Here is a 16171-nt window from a genome sequence, read left to right as displayed (position 1 = left end):
GTGCACGGTCACGCCCGCGTCGTCGCGGCGGTCAGCGGGTCGACGTGGCCGAGCGCGGTCGCCTCGACGTCGTGGATCTGGGCGACGACGCGGCCGTCGGCCGTGGTGGCGACGAACCTGTTGCCGGGCGCGGCTCGGCCGATCGTGGACTCGGCGGGCGTGGCGTAGAGCTCCAGGTCGCCGTGCAGCCGCACCAGGTCGTGGTCGTTGCCCCGCTGGTAGAGGTCGATGCGCCGGATCGACACCGGCACGGCCACCGGCAGGCGGCCGTCCACCAGCGCCAGCACCTCGGTGCGCACCATGGCGTCGAGCAGCACGGCGGGCACGGTGGACGACGACCGGCGCAGCTCGGCGGGCGCGAACCGGGCGCGCTTGCCCTGCGGGTTCCAGCGGGTGTCGGTGGTCGCCACGAACGGGCCCGTCAGCCGCACCGGCGAGGACTCCTGGTGGTACGGGTCGGGCAGCGCGACCTCGTCGTCGGCCGACCACGCCTCCCAGTGCGGGGCGCGCGGGAACTCGCGGGCGAACCGCACCACGACGCTGCTGAGCACGCGGTCCTCGACGAGCCGGACACCGCCGGGCGACACGACGTCCACGGTGATCCGCACCTGCACGGAGGTCACCTCGTCGCCTCGCTCCAGCAGCCGCGCGGTGATCCGCTTCGGACCGGCGGGGGTGGCCTGGACGAAGTGCTCGAACCTCAGGTCGTCGAAGCCGATCACCTGCTGGTCCGGCACGAGCCGCGCGGCGGCGCCCGCGGCCAGTTCCGTGACCCAGCTGGCGGGCACGGTCGGCGTGCCGCGCACCAGGTGGTGCTCGACGTCGGGCACCGCCGCGGGGTCGAACTCGCGCGCGAACACCGACGGCGGCGCGGTGTCGCCGGACTCCAGGTAGCCGGGGTAGAGCCTGCGGCCCAGTTCCAGCTCCGCGTCGCCCATGTGCAGGACGAACGGGTGCCGGTTGCGGGCGTGCAGTTCTCGCACGAAGTGCTGGACGCCCTCGGTGATGGCCATGTGCGTGTAGAGGCCGCCGCGCTTGAAGTACGACCGGGCCAGCACGTCCGCGCCGATGCCCACGCCGTCCCACAGCGTCCAGCCGACGGTGAACTCGTCGGTGCCGGACAGGGTGGCGGCGTGGTCGGCGGCGGAGGCCAGGAAGTCGTTGCCGGAGCCGTAGTCCAGCTCGCCCGCCAGTCCGAAGTGGCCGAGCAGCGAGCCGAAGTTGCACCACATCGCGGGCGGGTGGTCGCGCAGCGCGCTCTTGAGGTTGCGGTAGCCGTCCACCTTGAGGTCGCGGATGGCCCGGAACTCGGCGAAGTCCTTGTCCGGGATCAGCGCGGACCTGTTGCGGCCAGCGGCGTTGACGACGAGGTCGATCCGGTCGTGCTCGGCGAGCACCTTCGCGACCGCCGCCTCCACCGAGTCGCGGTCGGTCACGTCGCACGTGAGGTAGGTGACCCGGTCCGCGCCGCAGTGCCCGACCACCTCGGCGATGTTGCGGTGCGCGGCGCGGGCGTCGACCATCCGGTCGAACTCCCGGTTGAGCCCGGCGACCAGCGCGCCGCGGCGGGCGGCCAGCCCGGTGCGGATGAAGTCCCGCCGCCCGGCCGCGAACTCCTCGTCGGTGCCCTCGAACACCTCGGGGTCGTAGCGGTCCAGCGGGTTGCTGCCCAGCAGGTACAGCGTCGGGCGGAACGCGCGGGCCAGCTCCTTCACCACCTCGGCGGTGATGCCGCGGGCGCCGCCGGTCGCCAGCACGACGGAGTCCTCCGACAGCCTGGCCGCCGTCGGATCGGCCACCTCGACCGGCTCCGGCACCAGCTCCAGCGTCTTGCGGACCGTCCCGCCCGCCCCGTCCGGATCGAGCACGACCACCGGGTAGAGCCGCTCGGACGCGCTCTCGCGCTCGGTGCGGCGGACGGCGGTGGCCAAGTCGTCGTCCGCGGTGAAGAGCCCGAACACCAGGCATTCCGGCAGTTCGTGGTAGCTGCACTTGACCAGCGCGGAGAACAGGCCGTGGCACGGGTGGTCGCGGCCGTCCGGCCGGGCGCCGAGCAGCAGCGAGATGAACGAGCCGCCCTCGGCCAGCAGCGCGTACCGCTCCTGCACCACCAGGAACGCGGCCTCGTGCAGCGCCATCAGCCTGTCGTCGCCCGCGTGCACCGCGGCGGACGTGGGCACGGCGCCGAAGTCCGCGACCACGCGCAGGTGCCGCGCGGTGGAGCCGGCGAGGGCGGCGCGGACCGCGAGCGGCGTGCGTTCGGTCAGCTCGTGCCACCTGGCGCGCGGCCGGTCCAGCGGCCGGGTCGACAGCACGACGGTGTCGTCGGGCACGGCCACCCGGTCCAGCAGCTCGGGGTGGTCGGTCACCACGACCGTCCCCGGCGGGAAGAACGGCAGCTCCGGGCGGACGTCGCGCGCGGCGCTCTCCCGCAGCCGGGGCACGAACCGGCTGACCTCGGCGGGCGTCCCCGGCTCGACGTACCGGCGCGGCAGGTCGGCGGCGGCCTTCGCGGCCACGGTCAGGTCGACCCGCACGCCGTCGCAGACCACGCTGACCGGCCCCGCCGGACCGGTCAGGGCCTTCGCCACCGCCAGCGCGCCCGAGGCCCCCGCGTAGCGGGCGAACTCCGGCGAGGCCGGGCCGCAGTCGAGCGCGCGGCGGCGTTCGGGCCCCCGCGAGTCCAGCGTCGCCAGGACGGGGAGCCCGTGGGCGGCCGCGTTCTCCTCGGTGGTGAGGGCGAACAGGAACGCGCCCTCGGCCAGCGGAACGTTGACGGGCACCAGGTCGCCGAGCAGCGCCCGGTACTCGGGCAGCGAGTTGCCGTTGAAGCCGCCGACGAGCGCGTAGTCCATCTCCCCCGCGGCCAGGTAGCGCTGCGCCACGTCGAACGCGGTCAGCGCCGAGGACAGGCCGGAGTCCAGGGTGATGTTGGGGCCGTTGAGGTCGAAGTAGTTGGCCACCCTGGCCGAGATGACGTTCGGCATCATGCCGGGGAAGGAGTCCTCGTTGGACGGTGGCACCAGTTCGCGGACCCGTGCGGCCAGCGCCGCGGTGAACTCCGGCACCGCGGCGACGGCGGGGTGCTCGGCCAGCGCGACCGCCATGTCGTCGAGGTAGCAGCGGGTCGCGTAGAGCATGGCCGACCTGGTCGGGCCGAGGTTGCCCACGACCACGCCCGCGCGCTCGGCCCCGGAGGTCCACAGGTCGCCGAGCCGGTCGCGCAGGTCGCGCGCGCAGCGCAGCGCCATGAGCTGGCAGCGGTCGATCGTGCGGACCGTGGAGGCGGGCAGGCGGACCTCGGTGAACGGCGGAGCCGGGTAGGTCTCGCCGAAGCCGTCCTCCGGTGCCGGGCCGCCGTGCAGCCAGCGGGCCAGTTCGTCCGGAGTGGACAGTCCGGGGACGTGGCCGGACCAGCCGACCACCACGACCTTGCGGTCGGCGCGGTCCGCGGTGCGCGGCGGGGCGCCGGGAACGTGGTCGCGCAGCAGCACGTGGGCGTTCGTGCCGCCGAACCCGAAGCCGGAGACGGCGGCCGTGCGCGGCCGGTTCCCCCTGCGCGGCCACGGTTTGGCGCCGGTGGGCACCTCCAGCCCGGTGGTGTCCATCCGGAAGTCCTCCGGCGGCGCGGTGAACCGGTGCTGCGGCGGGATCGTCCCGTTCTCCAGCCCCAGCACGGCCTCGATCACCGACACCACCCCGGCGGCCCAGCCGGTGTGGCCGATCAGCGACTTGTTCGACGTGACCGCGGTCGGTCCCGCCGTGCCGAAGTGGCGGCGCAGCGTGGTGAACTCGGCCAGGTCGCCCGCGGGCGTGCCGGTGGCGTGCGCGATGACCCAGTCGACGTCCTCGCCGCCGCGTTCGCGGCCCGCGAGCGCCCGGCGCACCGCGAGGTCCTGCCCGTCCGCGTTGGGCGCGTAGACGGCCTTGCCCCTGCCGTCCGAGGACGAACCGAGCGCGTCGACCACGGCCAGGACGCGGTCGCCGTCGGCCTTGGCGCGGCTGAGCTTCTTCAGCACCACGACCGCCGCGCCGTCGGCGAAGAGCACGCCGTCCGCGTCGGCGTCGAGCGACCGGACGTCGCCCCGCTCGGACAGCCCCTGGAGCTTCGCGAACAGCACGGTGCCGCGCGGGGCGAGGGCGAACGCGCCGCCGCAGACGGCGACGTCGCGCCTGCCCGCCAGCAGGCCCTTGATCCCGATGTCGATGGCGTACAACGAGGACGAGCACGCGGTGTCCACCATGGACACCTCGGTGCCCGCGGGCAGCAGCCCCTCCATGGCGAGCGCGCCGACCCGGTGCGGCAGGAACCGCGACGGGTCGTCCGCACCGCGCCAGTAGCGCGAGCGCAGGGTCTTCGCCACGCCGTCGCGGACCCCGGCGCGGTCGGCGTCGGTGAGCGGCAGGCCGTCGAGCACCTCGGTGGACAGCCCGGTGACGGCGGCGAGCACACCCGCCTCCTCCAGGTGCTGGCTGCCGTCCGCGGTGTAGCCGACGTGGAAGGAGAAGCGGTCACCCCGCCGGGTCGTCACGCCGTCGAGCGCCTGCTCCAGCGAGTGCCGCAGCCACCGGGTGGTCAGCTCGCCGTCGGCGTCGTCCGCGCCGGCGGGGACGAAGTCGGTGATGAAGGCCCCGTTGTCCTGGTAGCCCTTGTCCTCGTCGGCGTGGTCGGCCGAGTGGAAGTTCGCCCGGTCCCAGCGGTCCTCCGGCGCGGGCTCGAACAGCTCCGCGCCGTCGAGCCGCAGCCGCCAGAACTCCTCCGGGCCGTTCGCGCCCGCGACGACCATGCCCATGCCGACCACGGCGATGGTGTCGTCGTCGTCCTCGGGCTCCTCGACGGCCGGGACCGCCCTGGGCGGGGACAGGGTCGCGGCGCCCAGGCTGAGCCCGCCGTCGGCGAGGATGACCTGGCCGGTGATCCACGCGGCGTCGTCGGAGGCGAGGAACGCGACCACGCGGGCGAACTCCGCCGGGGTGCCGAGCCTGCCGAACGGCGTGGACTCCTCGACGACCCGCCGCATCGCCGCGGCGTCGGGGAACCGGTCGGCGACCTCGCTGACGAGCATCGCGGCCGACGCGGTGTTGACCCTGATCCCCAGCGGGGCGAACTCGACGGCGAGGTAGCGCATGGCCGCCTCGGCCGCGGCCTTCGCCGGGGCGCACGCGAGGTAGTTCGCCATCACCAGCTGGGACCCGCCGAGCGCGGACACCGTGACGATCGAGCCGTCGCGCCCGGCCATGAGCGGCGCGGCCAGCCGGGAGCACCGCAGCGCGCCCTTGAGGTTGGTGTCCAGCGCCCGGTCCAGCAGCTCGTCGGTCACCTCGTCGACCGGGACGAGCGCGCCGTCGGCGGCGTTGTTCACCAGGACGTCGAGGCGGCCGTAGCGCCGGGTGATCTCCTCGAACAGCGCGGTGGTCTGGTCCGAGCGGGCGATCGACGCGCGGAACAGGTCGACGCGGGCGCCGGTGGCCTCCAGTTCGGCCTTCGTCGCCTTCGCGGCGTCGTGCGAGTGGAAGTAGTTGATCAGGACGTGCGCGCCGCGAGCGGCGAGTTCGGTGGCGATGGCCTTGCCGACCCCGTGCGCGCCGCCCGTCACCAAGGCCAGTTTCCCGGTGAGCCCCCGCATCGCGCTCATCCCGCTACTTGGTGGCGGCGACGGGGTAATCGAGGTGCCCTTCCGCGATGGCGGCGTGCACGAAGTCGACCACCTTGCCCATCGTGTCGTAGTCGGCGAGCCGGACTCCTTGCGCCTGCTCGGAAATGCCGTACCGAGTGGCGACCCTGGTCATCAACTCGATTTGCTTCACGGAGTCCACGCCCAGCTCGGCTTCGAGCAGGACGTCGTCGGTGAACACCTCTTCCGGGTATTCCAGCGCCGTCGCGTAAACCGACCGGACCTCCGCCAGCAGGTTCTCCCGGTCGACCGCCGCGGTCGGCACGGCGGCCAGTTTCACCACCTGGGGTTCCGGCGGTTCGGCGGGCAGCGCGACCAGCCGCATGGGCGGCGGGGCCTGCGCGGCGACCGGTGCCGGGGCGGGCCCGTCGGCGGTGAAGGCGTCCACGCGGTCGGCGATCAGCGCGGCGATCTCGGCGCGGTTGCGCGCCCAGAACCGGGCGAACACCTCGGGGTCGACACCGGGCGCCAGGGTCTCGGCGAGCCTGCGCACGGACTCGCCCTTCAGCAAGCCGCCCGCCCGCAGGTCCGCCAGCGTCGTGGTGAGCGCCAGGCCGCCACCCGCGCCGCGCGCGAACGTGGCCAGCACAGTGGTGCCGTGCGGGACGACGGACCCGACGAGCTTCGTCAGCGCGGTCAGCGCGCCGCACTCCACGAAGACCCGGCCGCCGTCGGCGTGCACGCGGCGCAGGGCGTCGGCGAACGCCACCGGCTGCACAAGGTGCGCGGCCAGCAGGTCGGGCAGCACGTCGGCCTCGTCGTAGTAGCGGCGCAGGATCGGGGAGTAGACCCGCACGTCCATGCGCTGCCGGGGCAGTCCGCGGACCCGGTCGGCGAACTCCCCGACGGCGGGCCGCAGGACCGGCGAGTGGAACGGGAACGGCGAGTGCAGCCGCACCGAGGCGATGCCGAGGTGGAGGGCGACGACCTGCACGGTGTCCATCCCGGCGGAGGCGCCGCTGATCACGACCTGGCGGTCGTCGTTCTCCGCGGCGACCGCGACCAGCGGGTCGCCGACGAGTTCGACGAGGAGTTGCGCGCGCGTGCGCGACGTGGTGAGCGCGGCCAGGTAGCCGTCGGGCGAGGTGGACTGGACGGCCAGCACGCGGTGGGCGACGACGCGGGCCCCGTCCTCCACCGAGTAGGCGCCCGCGGCCACCAGCGCGGCGATCTCGCCGAGGCTGTGCCCCACCAGGACGTCCGGCCGCAGGCCCTGCGCGGCCAGCACCTCGTGCGCGGCGAGGTCGCTGCCGTAGATGGCGAGCTGGGACACCCAGGGGTCGTCGCGGAGCAGGTCGGCGATGTCGATCGGGCGCGGGCCGAACAGGACCGGTGACAGGGAGCGGCCGAAGAACTCCTCGGCGACCCGGTCGATCGAGGCGAAGACGCGCGCGACCTCGGGATGTTCCCGGTGCGCCGCGCGGAGCGGTTCACCATCGAAAGCGCCCTGCCCTGGGAAGAGCAGGACCACTTTTCCTTCAGTCATCGTCGTCTGCCCTTCGGGTCGAGCACCACCCGGACGGCCGGGCTCTTTGCCTAATGTGCGTGAAAGCCGAACCGGGGCCGGCGCCGAAATGGTAGCAGCGCCACTTCCAATCTCAAGCCCCCTGGCCTGCCCCTAAGGCAAATGCTATATATCAATGAACCCCTAGGTGTCGAGGACGTCCGTGGTCGGGGTGGTAATGCCTGCTTAGGCCTATAACAGGGTTACGAATAAGAAGATTCGCACTCTACGAAATCGGGGCCGCACGGTGAGTGCGATTGGGACGCGGATCACCCCGGCGGAACAAGCCCGCTGGACCCTTCGGAGCAAGCGCGATGCGCGGCGGAGGGCACCGGGCGCGCGACCGCAGGTCGATCGCCGCGAATGTGAACCTCACCATTCGTGACCGCTTCCCCGAGTGGGGACACGACCGGACCGCCCTTCCGATCACGCACCGTGAGCGCAGCTCCCGACTGTCGGCCGCCATCTCATCCGATGTCTGCCTGCGCGGACCGCTCCCCTTCAAGGGGCTCGACCTGCGAGCCAACTCGCCGGTGGCCGACGCGCTGGATCGTTCGGGCTCCCCCGCCCTCGCGCCAGGGGTGCCCGAACGGGGGAACGCCCCGCCCGCCGGTCGCGGCGCACCTCCGCAGACCCCGAACGGCGCGAACGGGCCACGAATCCGCTCAAAACAATTGACACCCCCGCGAATAGCACGGGATAGTGATGTCAACAGCTTCCTGGAGGACCACATGATGTCGGATGCGCACGGATGGGGTACGGGTCTCCTCATCGAAAACTCATACCCCGGCCGCCGTCCGTTGGTGGTCGAGTGCCAACACCTCAGCCGTCGCGCAAGCACGGCCCTGACCAGCGAAGGTTCCGCCTGCTGACGGCCTGACCGTCCGCCAGCGGAGCCGCCGATCGCCCAGTGCGAATCGAGCGGCTCTTTTCCGTAGGACCAGCGGAAGGCATTCCGCTGATTTGTCGACCTCTTTTCCGGAGGGTTGGCCGAGCGGCTCAAGGCACCGCCTTGCTAAGGCGGAATCGGTACATCCGAACGCGGGTTCGAATCCCGCACCCTCCTCCGGAACCCGGCGCCGCGCGTGATGACGCGCGGCGCCGGGATCGGAGCAGGAGAAGAGGTCGGACGGACGGCGCGTGGAGCCGGTCGTGTTCACGAACCCGGCGGTGCGGCCAGGAGCGGATGGCGGGGCTACTCGCCGTCCCCGCCCCGCCACTCCGCCGCGGACCTGCGGTACTGGGCTGAGCGCATCAGGGCCGGAATGCCGACGACCAGCGCCAGGAACCCGCCGACGAAGCTGGCCACGAACCACGGGTCCATGGGCGCGCCCTCCTCGGCCGTCTCCCCCGCCTTGCCGAAGAAGTACCACGCCGACACCACGAGGACGGCCATCAGCACGAGGCCGACGACGAGCATGACCTTGCCCCGCAGGGCTTCCCGGTCGGCGCGGGCGGACGCGGACATCGCCGCGATCCCGCTCCGCCGCTCCGCCGCTCCGCCGCTCCGCCTCGTCCTGGAGGATCACGCGAGCCTCCTCCGTCGTCAGGCCGAGGCCGCGGACGACCCGCTGGTTCGGGATGACCATCAGCAGGCCCGCGAGCACGCCCAGCCCGACCCCGCCGCGGATCACGAAGTCGACGTCGCTCACCACCAGGAGCACCACATCGATGACGGCGAGGCACACCGTCGCGATCAAGGCGATCTTGAGCCTGCGGTTCGACCTGACCAGCCTGTCGAGTTCCTCGGCGCTGAGCCTCCGCATGGCGAACTCCCCCTCGTCCGTTCATCGGCGGATCCGAACGCGGGACGCTACAGCGACCGGGACACCCGGTCGACCCCCCGAAGTCGTGCGGGGACAGGACTTCGGGCGATCGGTGGCGGACGGGTCGCCGCGGGCCCCGGAGCCGGTCCGGACGGGCACCGTTCCCCGGACCGCGGCGCACGGGTCGCTCAGCGGTCCGGACCGGGAGCGCCGGTATCCTCGGAACATGGACAACGGTCTACGGGCGAGGGTGGTCACGCCCGTTCCGGTGGAGCTCGCGCAGCACCTGCTGGTGTACAAGTTCGCGATCGACGAGCTGATGACGAAGCTGCGCATTCTGAGCGAGGAATTCGACTTCGTCCACCAGCACGACCCGATCGAGCACATCACCAACCGGGTCAAGCGACCCGAGGCGATCATCGAGAAGCTCGCGCGCAAGGGCCTGTCGCCCGAACCGGCGCTCATCGCCGAGCACCTGCACGACGTCGCGGGCGTCCGCGTGGTGTGCCCGTTCGTCTCCGACGTCTACCGCGTCGAGGCCATGCTGCGCCGCCAGCACGACGTGGAGATCCTCCGGTCGAAGGACTACATCGCCGAGCCGAAGCCCAACGGCTACCGCAGCCTTCACTTGATCGTGCGGATCCCGGTGTTCCTGTCCGACCGGGTGGAGCACGTGAAGGTCGAGGTGCAGGTGCGGACGATCGCCATGGATTTCTGGGCGACCCTGGAGCACAAGCTGTTCTACAAGTTCGACGATCAGGCGCCGTCGGATTTCCTGGACGAGTTGACCAGCACGGCGCTCATCGCGGCGCAGTTGGATCGCCGTATGGAGGCGTTGCACCAGCGGGTGCACAAGGAGGGGTGAGCCCTGGGGTGGGGGTCTTGGTGGCTTGACGCCGGGTGAGGCGGTCGTCGTGGTTCGTCGCCGGGTAGCGGTGGTTCGTTGGCGCCGGGTGACCTGATCCCTCGAAACCGGGTATCGGTGCCCGCCGTACCCCGTTCGGCCGACTTGACTTGGGGCCCCTTTTTCGGCCCTTGGCGGTCTAAAGGGGCAGGTGGTGGTGCTCCTGCCCGCCGTCGAAAGTGCAGGGCCGAAAACCCCAAGTCAAGTCGGCCGAACGGGGTACGGGCGCGCTCGTCGCCGTCGCCGTCGCCGTCGCCGCTGCCGTCGTGGTGCTTGTGGTCACCTGCTCGATTGGAAGTGGATTCCCGGTAGTATGATTCCTGGGAATCTACTTCCGAGTTACCTACTGCGGGGAGCACGGTGGACCTCAAGCTCCTGTTCAACGATCTGGTCCGGTTCGAGACCGAGCTGTGGAACGCCGTTGACGCGCGGTTGCGCGCTGAGGTCGGGCTGCCGATGGGCAATTTCGACGTGATGCGGGTGGTCGAGCGGGTTGTGCCGTGTCGGGTGCACGACATCGCGCGGGAGTTGTCGATCACGGTCGGCGGCACCAGCAAGGCCGTCGATCGGATCGAGGCGCTCGGCCACTGCGAGCGGCGGGCCAATCCCGATGATCGGCGGTCGTCGGTGATCGTGCTGACCCCGGCGGGCGAACGGCTGCTCGCGGACGCCACCGGGGTGTTCGAGGCCGAGCTGGACGTCCGCCTCGGTTCGGTTCTCTCAGCCCGCGCGTTGCGGGACTTCGCGGGTGCGCTCGTGGAGCTCCGGGCGGCGGGCAACGGCGAAGGGCTTGTGCGATGGCAGGAATGATGCGGGCGGTCGTCCTGGACGCGCCCGGTCCCGTCGAGTCGCTCGTCATCCGCGAGCTGCCGATCCCCGTTCCCGAGCCGGGGTGGGTGTTGATCGGGGTGAAGGCGTTCGGGCTCAACCGGTCCGAGTTGCACACCCGGATCGGGCTGGCCGAGGGGGTCACGTTCCCGCGTGTGCTGGGGATCGAGGCGACGGGTGTGGTGGCCGCGTGTCCCGGCGGTGAGTTCGCCGAGGGTGCGAAGGTCGTGGCGATGATGGGCGGCATGGGGCGGACGTTCGACGGCGGCTACGCCGAGTACACCTGCGTGCCCGCGACGCAGGTCATCCCGTTCACCAGCGATCTGGACTGGAGCGTGCTGGGCGCGGTGCCGGAGATGTTGCAGACCGCCAACGGCGCTCTCACCATCGGGCTCGACGCGCGGCCGGGGCAGTCGATCCTGATCCGGGGCGGCACGTCGTCGGTCGGCATGGCCACGGCGGTGCTGGCCAAGCAGCGCGGCATGACCGTGTTCTCGACCACCCGCAACGAGGCCAAGACCTCGGCGCTCGAGGACTTGGGCGTGGACCACGTCCTCGTCGACGACGGCGCGGTGGCCGCTCGGGTGCGGGCGATCCTGCCCGAGGGCGTGCACGCCGCGCTGGAGCTGGTCGGCACGCCGACGCTGCCGGACACGTTGGCCGCGACGCGCGTGCACGGCGTCGTGTGCGTGGCGGGGATGCTGTCCAACGAGTGGATCGTGCCGGACTTCTACCCGATCGGCTACCTGCCGCGCGGTGTCCGGCTCAGCGGGTACGGCGGCGACGCGGCGGACCTGGCGCCGGAGGTGCTCCAGGGGTTCCTCGACTCGGTGGCGGCGGGCGAGGTCGTCGTGCCGATCGACCGGGTGTACCGGTTCGACCAGATCGTCGAGGCGCACGCCGCCATGGAATCGGGTCTCACCAAGGGGAAGCTGGTCGTCACGACCTGAGCGGGCGGTGCGGGGGCCGAGGGCGCCCCCGCACCGCGCGCCGTCAGCGGCCGGGCCAGGAGTGGTACTCGCGCAGGCCGTAGACGAGCGGACCGTGCTCGTGGCGCTCCGCGACGGCGAAGACCTCGCCGAACACCACGACGTGGTCGCCGACCTGCTCGGTGCGGCTGACGCGGCAGTCCGCCGTCGAGTGCGCGTCCTCGTGCAGGTGCGGGCCCGCCGCCGCGGGCGGCATCTCCCACGGGATCAGGTCGAACCGGTCGGGGGCGCCCGAGGCGAACAGCTCCGCGACCGCCTGCGCGCGGCCGTGCAGGAAGTTCACCGTGAACAGACCGCGGTCCAGGACCGCTTCGAGGGTCGGGCTGCCCATGCGCAGGCACACCAGCAACGTCGGCGGGTTCAGCGTCACGCTGCAGACCGACGAGACGGTCATGCCGCGGGGTGAGCCGTCGTCGCCCGTGCTCGTGATGACGGCGACACCGGTGGGGAACCGGGCCATCAGCGAACGGAAGCCCGCGACCGGCAGGTCGCTCAGCGATTGGGTCGGTGATTGCGTCATTGCCTACCACCTTGCAGTTCGAGTACCGGCGACGACGCCGTGCGGCGGGCGCGCAGGTCGATGAGCGACAGCAGTGGTCCGGTGAGGGCCGTGGTCACCAGGGCCATGACCACGAGGGCCAGGAACAGGCCCGCCGAGAGCAGGCCCGCGCTGTAACCCGCTTGCAGCACCACGATCTCGGTCAGGCCGCGGGTGTTCATCAGCACGCCGATGGTGACCGCGTCGCGGCGGGTCTCGCCGCCGAGCCGGGCGCCGAGGTAGCCGCCGCCGACCTTGCCGACGATCGCCAGCGCGGTGGCGAGCCCGACCGCGAGCCACGGCATCGCGGAGGACGGGGTCGCGAACAGCCCCATGCCCGCCACGACGAAGAAGACCGGGACGAACAGCCTGCCCAGCGAGGCGACCGGCCGGGTGACGGCTTCCCAGCGCTCGGCGCCCTCGCCGTTCGGCATGGCGAGGCCGACCACGAACGCGCCGAACACCGCGGTGAGACCCCAGTGCTCCATCTGGATCGCCAGCACGAGCGCGACGACCGCGACCCCCACCGACAGCAGCTTCGGGACCCGCGCGGCCAGTGCGCTGGAGGTGTTGCCGCGCAACAGGACCCGGCCGAGCAGGGCGATGGCGACGCCGGCCAGCAGCACGGCGAACGAGCGGAGGACGCCGCTCCAGCCACCGGACGCCGTGCCCATGGCGACGACGAGCAGCAGCCAGGCGGTCGAGTCGGTGAACACGGCCGCGGCCATCGAGAGCTTGCCGTTGCGGCCCGCCATCATGTCGCGGTCCTCGAGGATCCGGGCGAGCACCGGGACGGCGGTCACGCTCAGCGCGACGGCGATCATCAGGACCAGGGACAGGACCGGCGCGGTGCCGCGCAGCTCGTCGCCGCCCGACCAGACCACCCAGCCCGCGAACGCGAACCCCGCCACGAGTGCGGGGAAGAAGGAGCCGATCGTCACCCAGCCGACGGAGCGGGAACCCAGTCCCCCGCTGCCCCGCCGCAGCTCGTGGGCCACGCCCACGAGGAACAGCACCAGGCCGATCTTGCCGATGTACTTCAGCACGCCGAGCACGGCGGGCGGCAGCAGCGCCGCCAGCGCCCCGTGCCCCGCGACGGCGGCCACGACGGGCACGATCAGGATGCCCGCGAGGATCTCGCCGATCACCTCGGGCTGGCGCGCGGCGCGCGCCGCCAGCCTTCCCAGCAGAGCCGCGGCCAGCACGACCACCAGCACCGCGACCACATGCGCTCCGACCGCCAGCTGCGCGCCCATCAGGCACGCACCCGCGAACCACCGCGGGGGAGCGCTGGTTGCCGGACCATCGACAGCGCCCGGCTCCCGGAGAAGTTCTCGATCCGGCGGGTGGTCGTCCTCGGGTGGTTGAACATGGTCACACTCCCCGTGTGTCGACTGCTACTCATGGTGACAGTTCACTCGGCGGGATGGCCCACCAAGTTGAAGAAGACGTCGTCGAGCGTCGGGCGCCGCATGGCGAAGTCCGCCACGTCGATGCCCGCGTCCTTGAGCGCCACCGCGGCGGCGGCGATCCCGTCCATGCCGTCGCGCAGCTGCAGCGCGATGACGCCCTTGGCCTGGTCGGAAGTGGGGTGGTCGACGGCGATCGGCGCGAGCACGCGCACCGCCGCCTCGACCGTGTTGGGCAGCGCCACGACGACCTCGAGCCATTCGTGGCCGACCTTGCGCTTGAGCTCGTCGGGCGTGCCGTCGGCGATGACCTTGCCGGAGTTGATCACCACGATCTGGTCGGCGAGGTAGTCGGCCTCCTCCAGGTACTGCGTGGTGAGGAGCACGGTGACGCCGTCGGACACCAGGCCGCGCACGGTGTTCCACAGCGACTGCCTGCTGGCCGGGTCGAGTCCGGTGGTCGGCTCGTCCAGGAACAGCACGGCGGGGTCGGCGATCAGGCAGCTGGCCAGGTCGAGCCTGCGCCGCATGCCGCCGGAGTAGGTCTCGACCGGCCGGTCGGCGGCGGCGGTCAGGTCGAAGCGCTCCAGCAGTTCCACCGCCCGACGGCGGGCACCCGCTCGGCCCAGGTGTAGCAGCGTGCCCAGCAGCACCAGGTTCTCGCGGCCGGTGAGCAGCTCGTCGACGGCGGCGTACTGACCGGCGAGACCGATCCGCCTGCGCACCTCGATCGGCTGCTTCACCACGTCGTAGCCCGCGACCAGCGCGCGCCCGCCGTCCGGTTCCAACAGCGTCGCGAGGACGCGCACAGCGGTCGTCTTCCCCGCGCCGTTCGGGCCGAGCAGCCCCAGCACCGAGCCCTGGCGGACCATGAGGTCGATGCCGCCGAGGGCCTGGTGCTCCTTGTACCGCTTCGTCAGGCCTTCGACCTGGATCGCGACGTCCACGTGCACTCCTCGCCTACTCAAACCGAACCGGGTCAGCCCGCGCGGGTGGCGGACTGCTCGCGGAGGCTCCTGGGACGCATGTCCGTCCAGTTCTCCTCCACGTAGGACAGGGCTGCCTCTCTGCTGCCCTCGCCGAGCGCCACGGTCCAGCCGGGGGGCACCTCGGCGAACGAGGGCCACACGCAGTACTGGCCTTCGTCGTTGACCAGCACTAGGAACGACCCGTTCTGGTCGTCAAAGGGGTTCGTCACTTCGGCACTCCCGTTGGCTCGTAACTTCCCCGGTGCCCCGCGGCCAATGCTGTCCGGGGGCGCTGACCGGGCACTGACGGTTTCCTGACCCGCGCTCGGGCGGGTCAGAGCTCGTGCGCTACCCGACCAGCTCAACGGGCAGACCGCTGTAGCCGTAGACGAAGTTCGAGTAGAGCCGCGTGGGCTCACCGGTGAGCCGGATCTCCGACACGGTGTCCCGGAGGCACTGGAGCACCGCCCCGACGTGCGCACGGCCGAGGAACGCCCCCAGGCAGAAGTGCGGGCCGAACCCGAACGCGAGGTGCTTATTCGGGGTGCGGGCCAGGTCGAACCGCTCCGCGCCGGGGAACACGTCCTCGTCGAAGTTCGCCGAGCTGTTCCAGAGCGTGACGACGTCGCCGTTGCGGATGGCGCTGCCGCCGACCTCCACGTCGGCGACCGCCCGGCGGCCGAAGTGCATCGCCGGGGTGGTCCAGCGCAGCACCTCCTCGGTGGCGCTCTCGATGCTCACGTCGCCGTTCTTGAGCGCCCGCCACTGGTCGGGGTTCTCCGCCAGCGCCCGGATCGCGCCGATGGAGGACATCCTGCTGGACTCGTCGGCGCCGAGGATGAGGCTGTAGCAGTTGAAGACGATCTCGTCGTCGGGCAGCGGCTTGCCCTCGACCAGACCGGTGGCGAGCGCGGACACCACGTCGTCGCCGGGGTTGCGGCGGCGCTGTTCCGCGAGGGTCCCGAAGTACATCAGGATCTCGTTGCGGGCCAGCCACTCCTCCATCTCGCCGTCGGCGGAGCTGTGCCGGGCGAGGGTCTTGTTGTTCCACTCCACCAGCTGCTGCCGGTCGGCCTGGGGGACGTCCATCAGGTCGCCGATGGTGTTGATCGGGATGTTGTCCGCGACGTCGGAGGCGAAGTCGAAACCGCCCCAGCCGACCACGCTCGCGAACAGGTCGCGGGTGCGCTGCCGGACCAGTTCGGCCACGTGGTCGAGCAGGCGCGGCGAGAACGACTTCAGCATCAGGTTGCGCACGGCCCGGTGGTGGGCGCCGTCGGTGACCGCGAGCATCTTGCCCGCCGCCGAGTCGTGGCCCTGGAGCAGCGTGGAGAGCACGTTGCCGCGTTCCGAGGTGAAGTTCTTGGTGTCCTTGTACACCGACACGACGTCGGCGTACCTGGTGACGGCCCAGAAGCCGGGCACGCCGTCCTTGGGCTCGTTCCAGTGCACCGGGCTCTGCGCGCGCAGTTCGCGCCACAGCCACACCGGGTCCACGTCGATGTAGGTGCGCGGGTCGGCGAGGTCGAGCGTCGTCGCGTCGACGACGGCTCGGGGGTCAGTGGTCATCTCTTCCGGTCCTTCGGCAGG

11 protein-coding genes and 1 tRNA gene are annotated in these 16171 nt (G+C 71.8%); 4 read left to right on the top strand and 8 right to left on the bottom strand.

Annotated features, from left to right (window positions below):
- Positions 1 to 8: 8 nt before the first annotated feature.
- Together RM788_RS41110 and RM788_RS41105 are read right to left on the bottom strand one after the other, a co-directional pair.
- Positions 9 to 5636, bottom strand: a complete 5628-nt coding sequence (locus RM788_RS41110) for an SDR family oxidoreductase (protein ID WP_315925441.1) — start codon at positions 5634 to 5636, stop codon at positions 9 to 11.
- Between the two features lie 4 nt (positions 5637 to 5640).
- Positions 5641 to 7161: an acyltransferase domain-containing protein gene (locus RM788_RS41105; protein WP_315925439.1), complete on the bottom strand. Its 1521-nt coding sequence runs from the start codon at positions 7159 to 7161 to the stop codon at positions 5641 to 5643.
- A gap of 998 nt (positions 7162 to 8159) precedes the next feature.
- Here RM788_RS41105 and RM788_RS41100 point away from each other — a divergent pair.
- Positions 8160 to 8245 (top strand) — tRNA-Ser (locus RM788_RS41100).
- Between the two features lie 129 nt (positions 8246 to 8374).
- Here the strand turns inward: RM788_RS41100 and RM788_RS41095 are convergent.
- Positions 8375 to 8647: a hypothetical protein gene (locus RM788_RS41095; protein ID WP_315925437.1), complete on the bottom strand. Its 273-nt coding sequence runs from the start codon at positions 8645 to 8647 to the stop codon at positions 8375 to 8377.
- Positions 8648 to 9171: 524 nt separating this feature from the next.
- Here RM788_RS41095 and RM788_RS41090 point away from each other — a divergent pair.
- From RM788_RS41090 to RM788_RS41080, 3 genes are all read left to right on the top strand, one after another.
- Entirely contained in the window at positions 9172 to 9810 is a 639-nt protein-coding gene (locus RM788_RS41090) for a GTP pyrophosphokinase (RefSeq protein WP_315925435.1), read from the top strand.
- Positions 9811 to 10209: 399 nt separating this feature from the next.
- Entirely contained in the window at positions 10210 to 10659 is a 450-nt protein-coding gene (locus RM788_RS41085) for a MarR family winged helix-turn-helix transcriptional regulator (protein ID WP_315925433.1), read from the top strand.
- Positions 10659 to 11627, top strand: a complete 969-nt coding sequence (locus RM788_RS41080; protein ID WP_315934888.1) for a zinc-binding alcohol dehydrogenase family protein — start codon at positions 10659 to 10661, stop codon at positions 11625 to 11627. The genes RM788_RS41085 and RM788_RS41080 overlap by 1 nt, the downstream gene beginning before the upstream one ends.
- Before the next feature lie 43 nt (positions 11628 to 11670).
- On the opposite strand, the gene RM788_RS41075 is transcribed toward RM788_RS41080, so the two are convergent.
- The 5 genes from RM788_RS41075 to RM788_RS41055 all read right to left on the bottom strand — a co-directional run bounded on the left by RM788_RS41075 (position 11671) and on the right by RM788_RS41055 (position 16150).
- Positions 11671 to 12186 (bottom strand): flavin reductase family protein, encoded by a 516-nt coding sequence (locus RM788_RS41075; RefSeq protein ID WP_315925431.1) that lies wholly within the window; start codon positions 12184 to 12186, stop codon positions 11671 to 11673.
- Positions 12183 to 13460 (bottom strand): cation:proton antiporter, encoded by a 1278-nt coding sequence (locus tag RM788_RS41070; protein ID WP_315925429.1) that lies wholly within the window; start codon positions 13458 to 13460, stop codon positions 12183 to 12185. The genes RM788_RS41075 and RM788_RS41070 overlap by 4 nt, the downstream gene beginning before the upstream one ends.
- Before the next feature lie 158 nt (positions 13461 to 13618).
- On the bottom strand, positions 13619 to 14560 hold the full coding sequence (locus RM788_RS41065) for an ATP-binding cassette domain-containing protein (RefSeq protein WP_315925427.1): 942 nt from the start codon (positions 14558 to 14560) through the stop codon (positions 13619 to 13621).
- Between the two features lie 32 nt (positions 14561 to 14592).
- Entirely contained in the window at positions 14593 to 14811 is a 219-nt protein-coding gene (locus RM788_RS41060) for an MbtH family protein (protein ID WP_315925424.1), read from the bottom strand.
- A gap of 118 nt (positions 14812 to 14929) precedes the next feature.
- Positions 14930 to 16150, bottom strand: coding sequence for a cytochrome P450 (locus RM788_RS41055; protein ID WP_315925422.1), 1221 nt, complete (start codon positions 16148 to 16150; stop codon positions 14930 to 14932).
- Positions 16151 to 16171: the final 21 nt, after the last annotated feature.

Origin of the sequence: Umezawaea sp. Da 62-37 (assembly GCF_032460545.1) — a bacterium.
Lineage (GTDB): Bacteria > Actinomycetota > Actinomycetes > Mycobacteriales > Pseudonocardiaceae > Umezawaea.
This window is presented reverse-complemented; position numbering and strand designations above follow the sequence as displayed.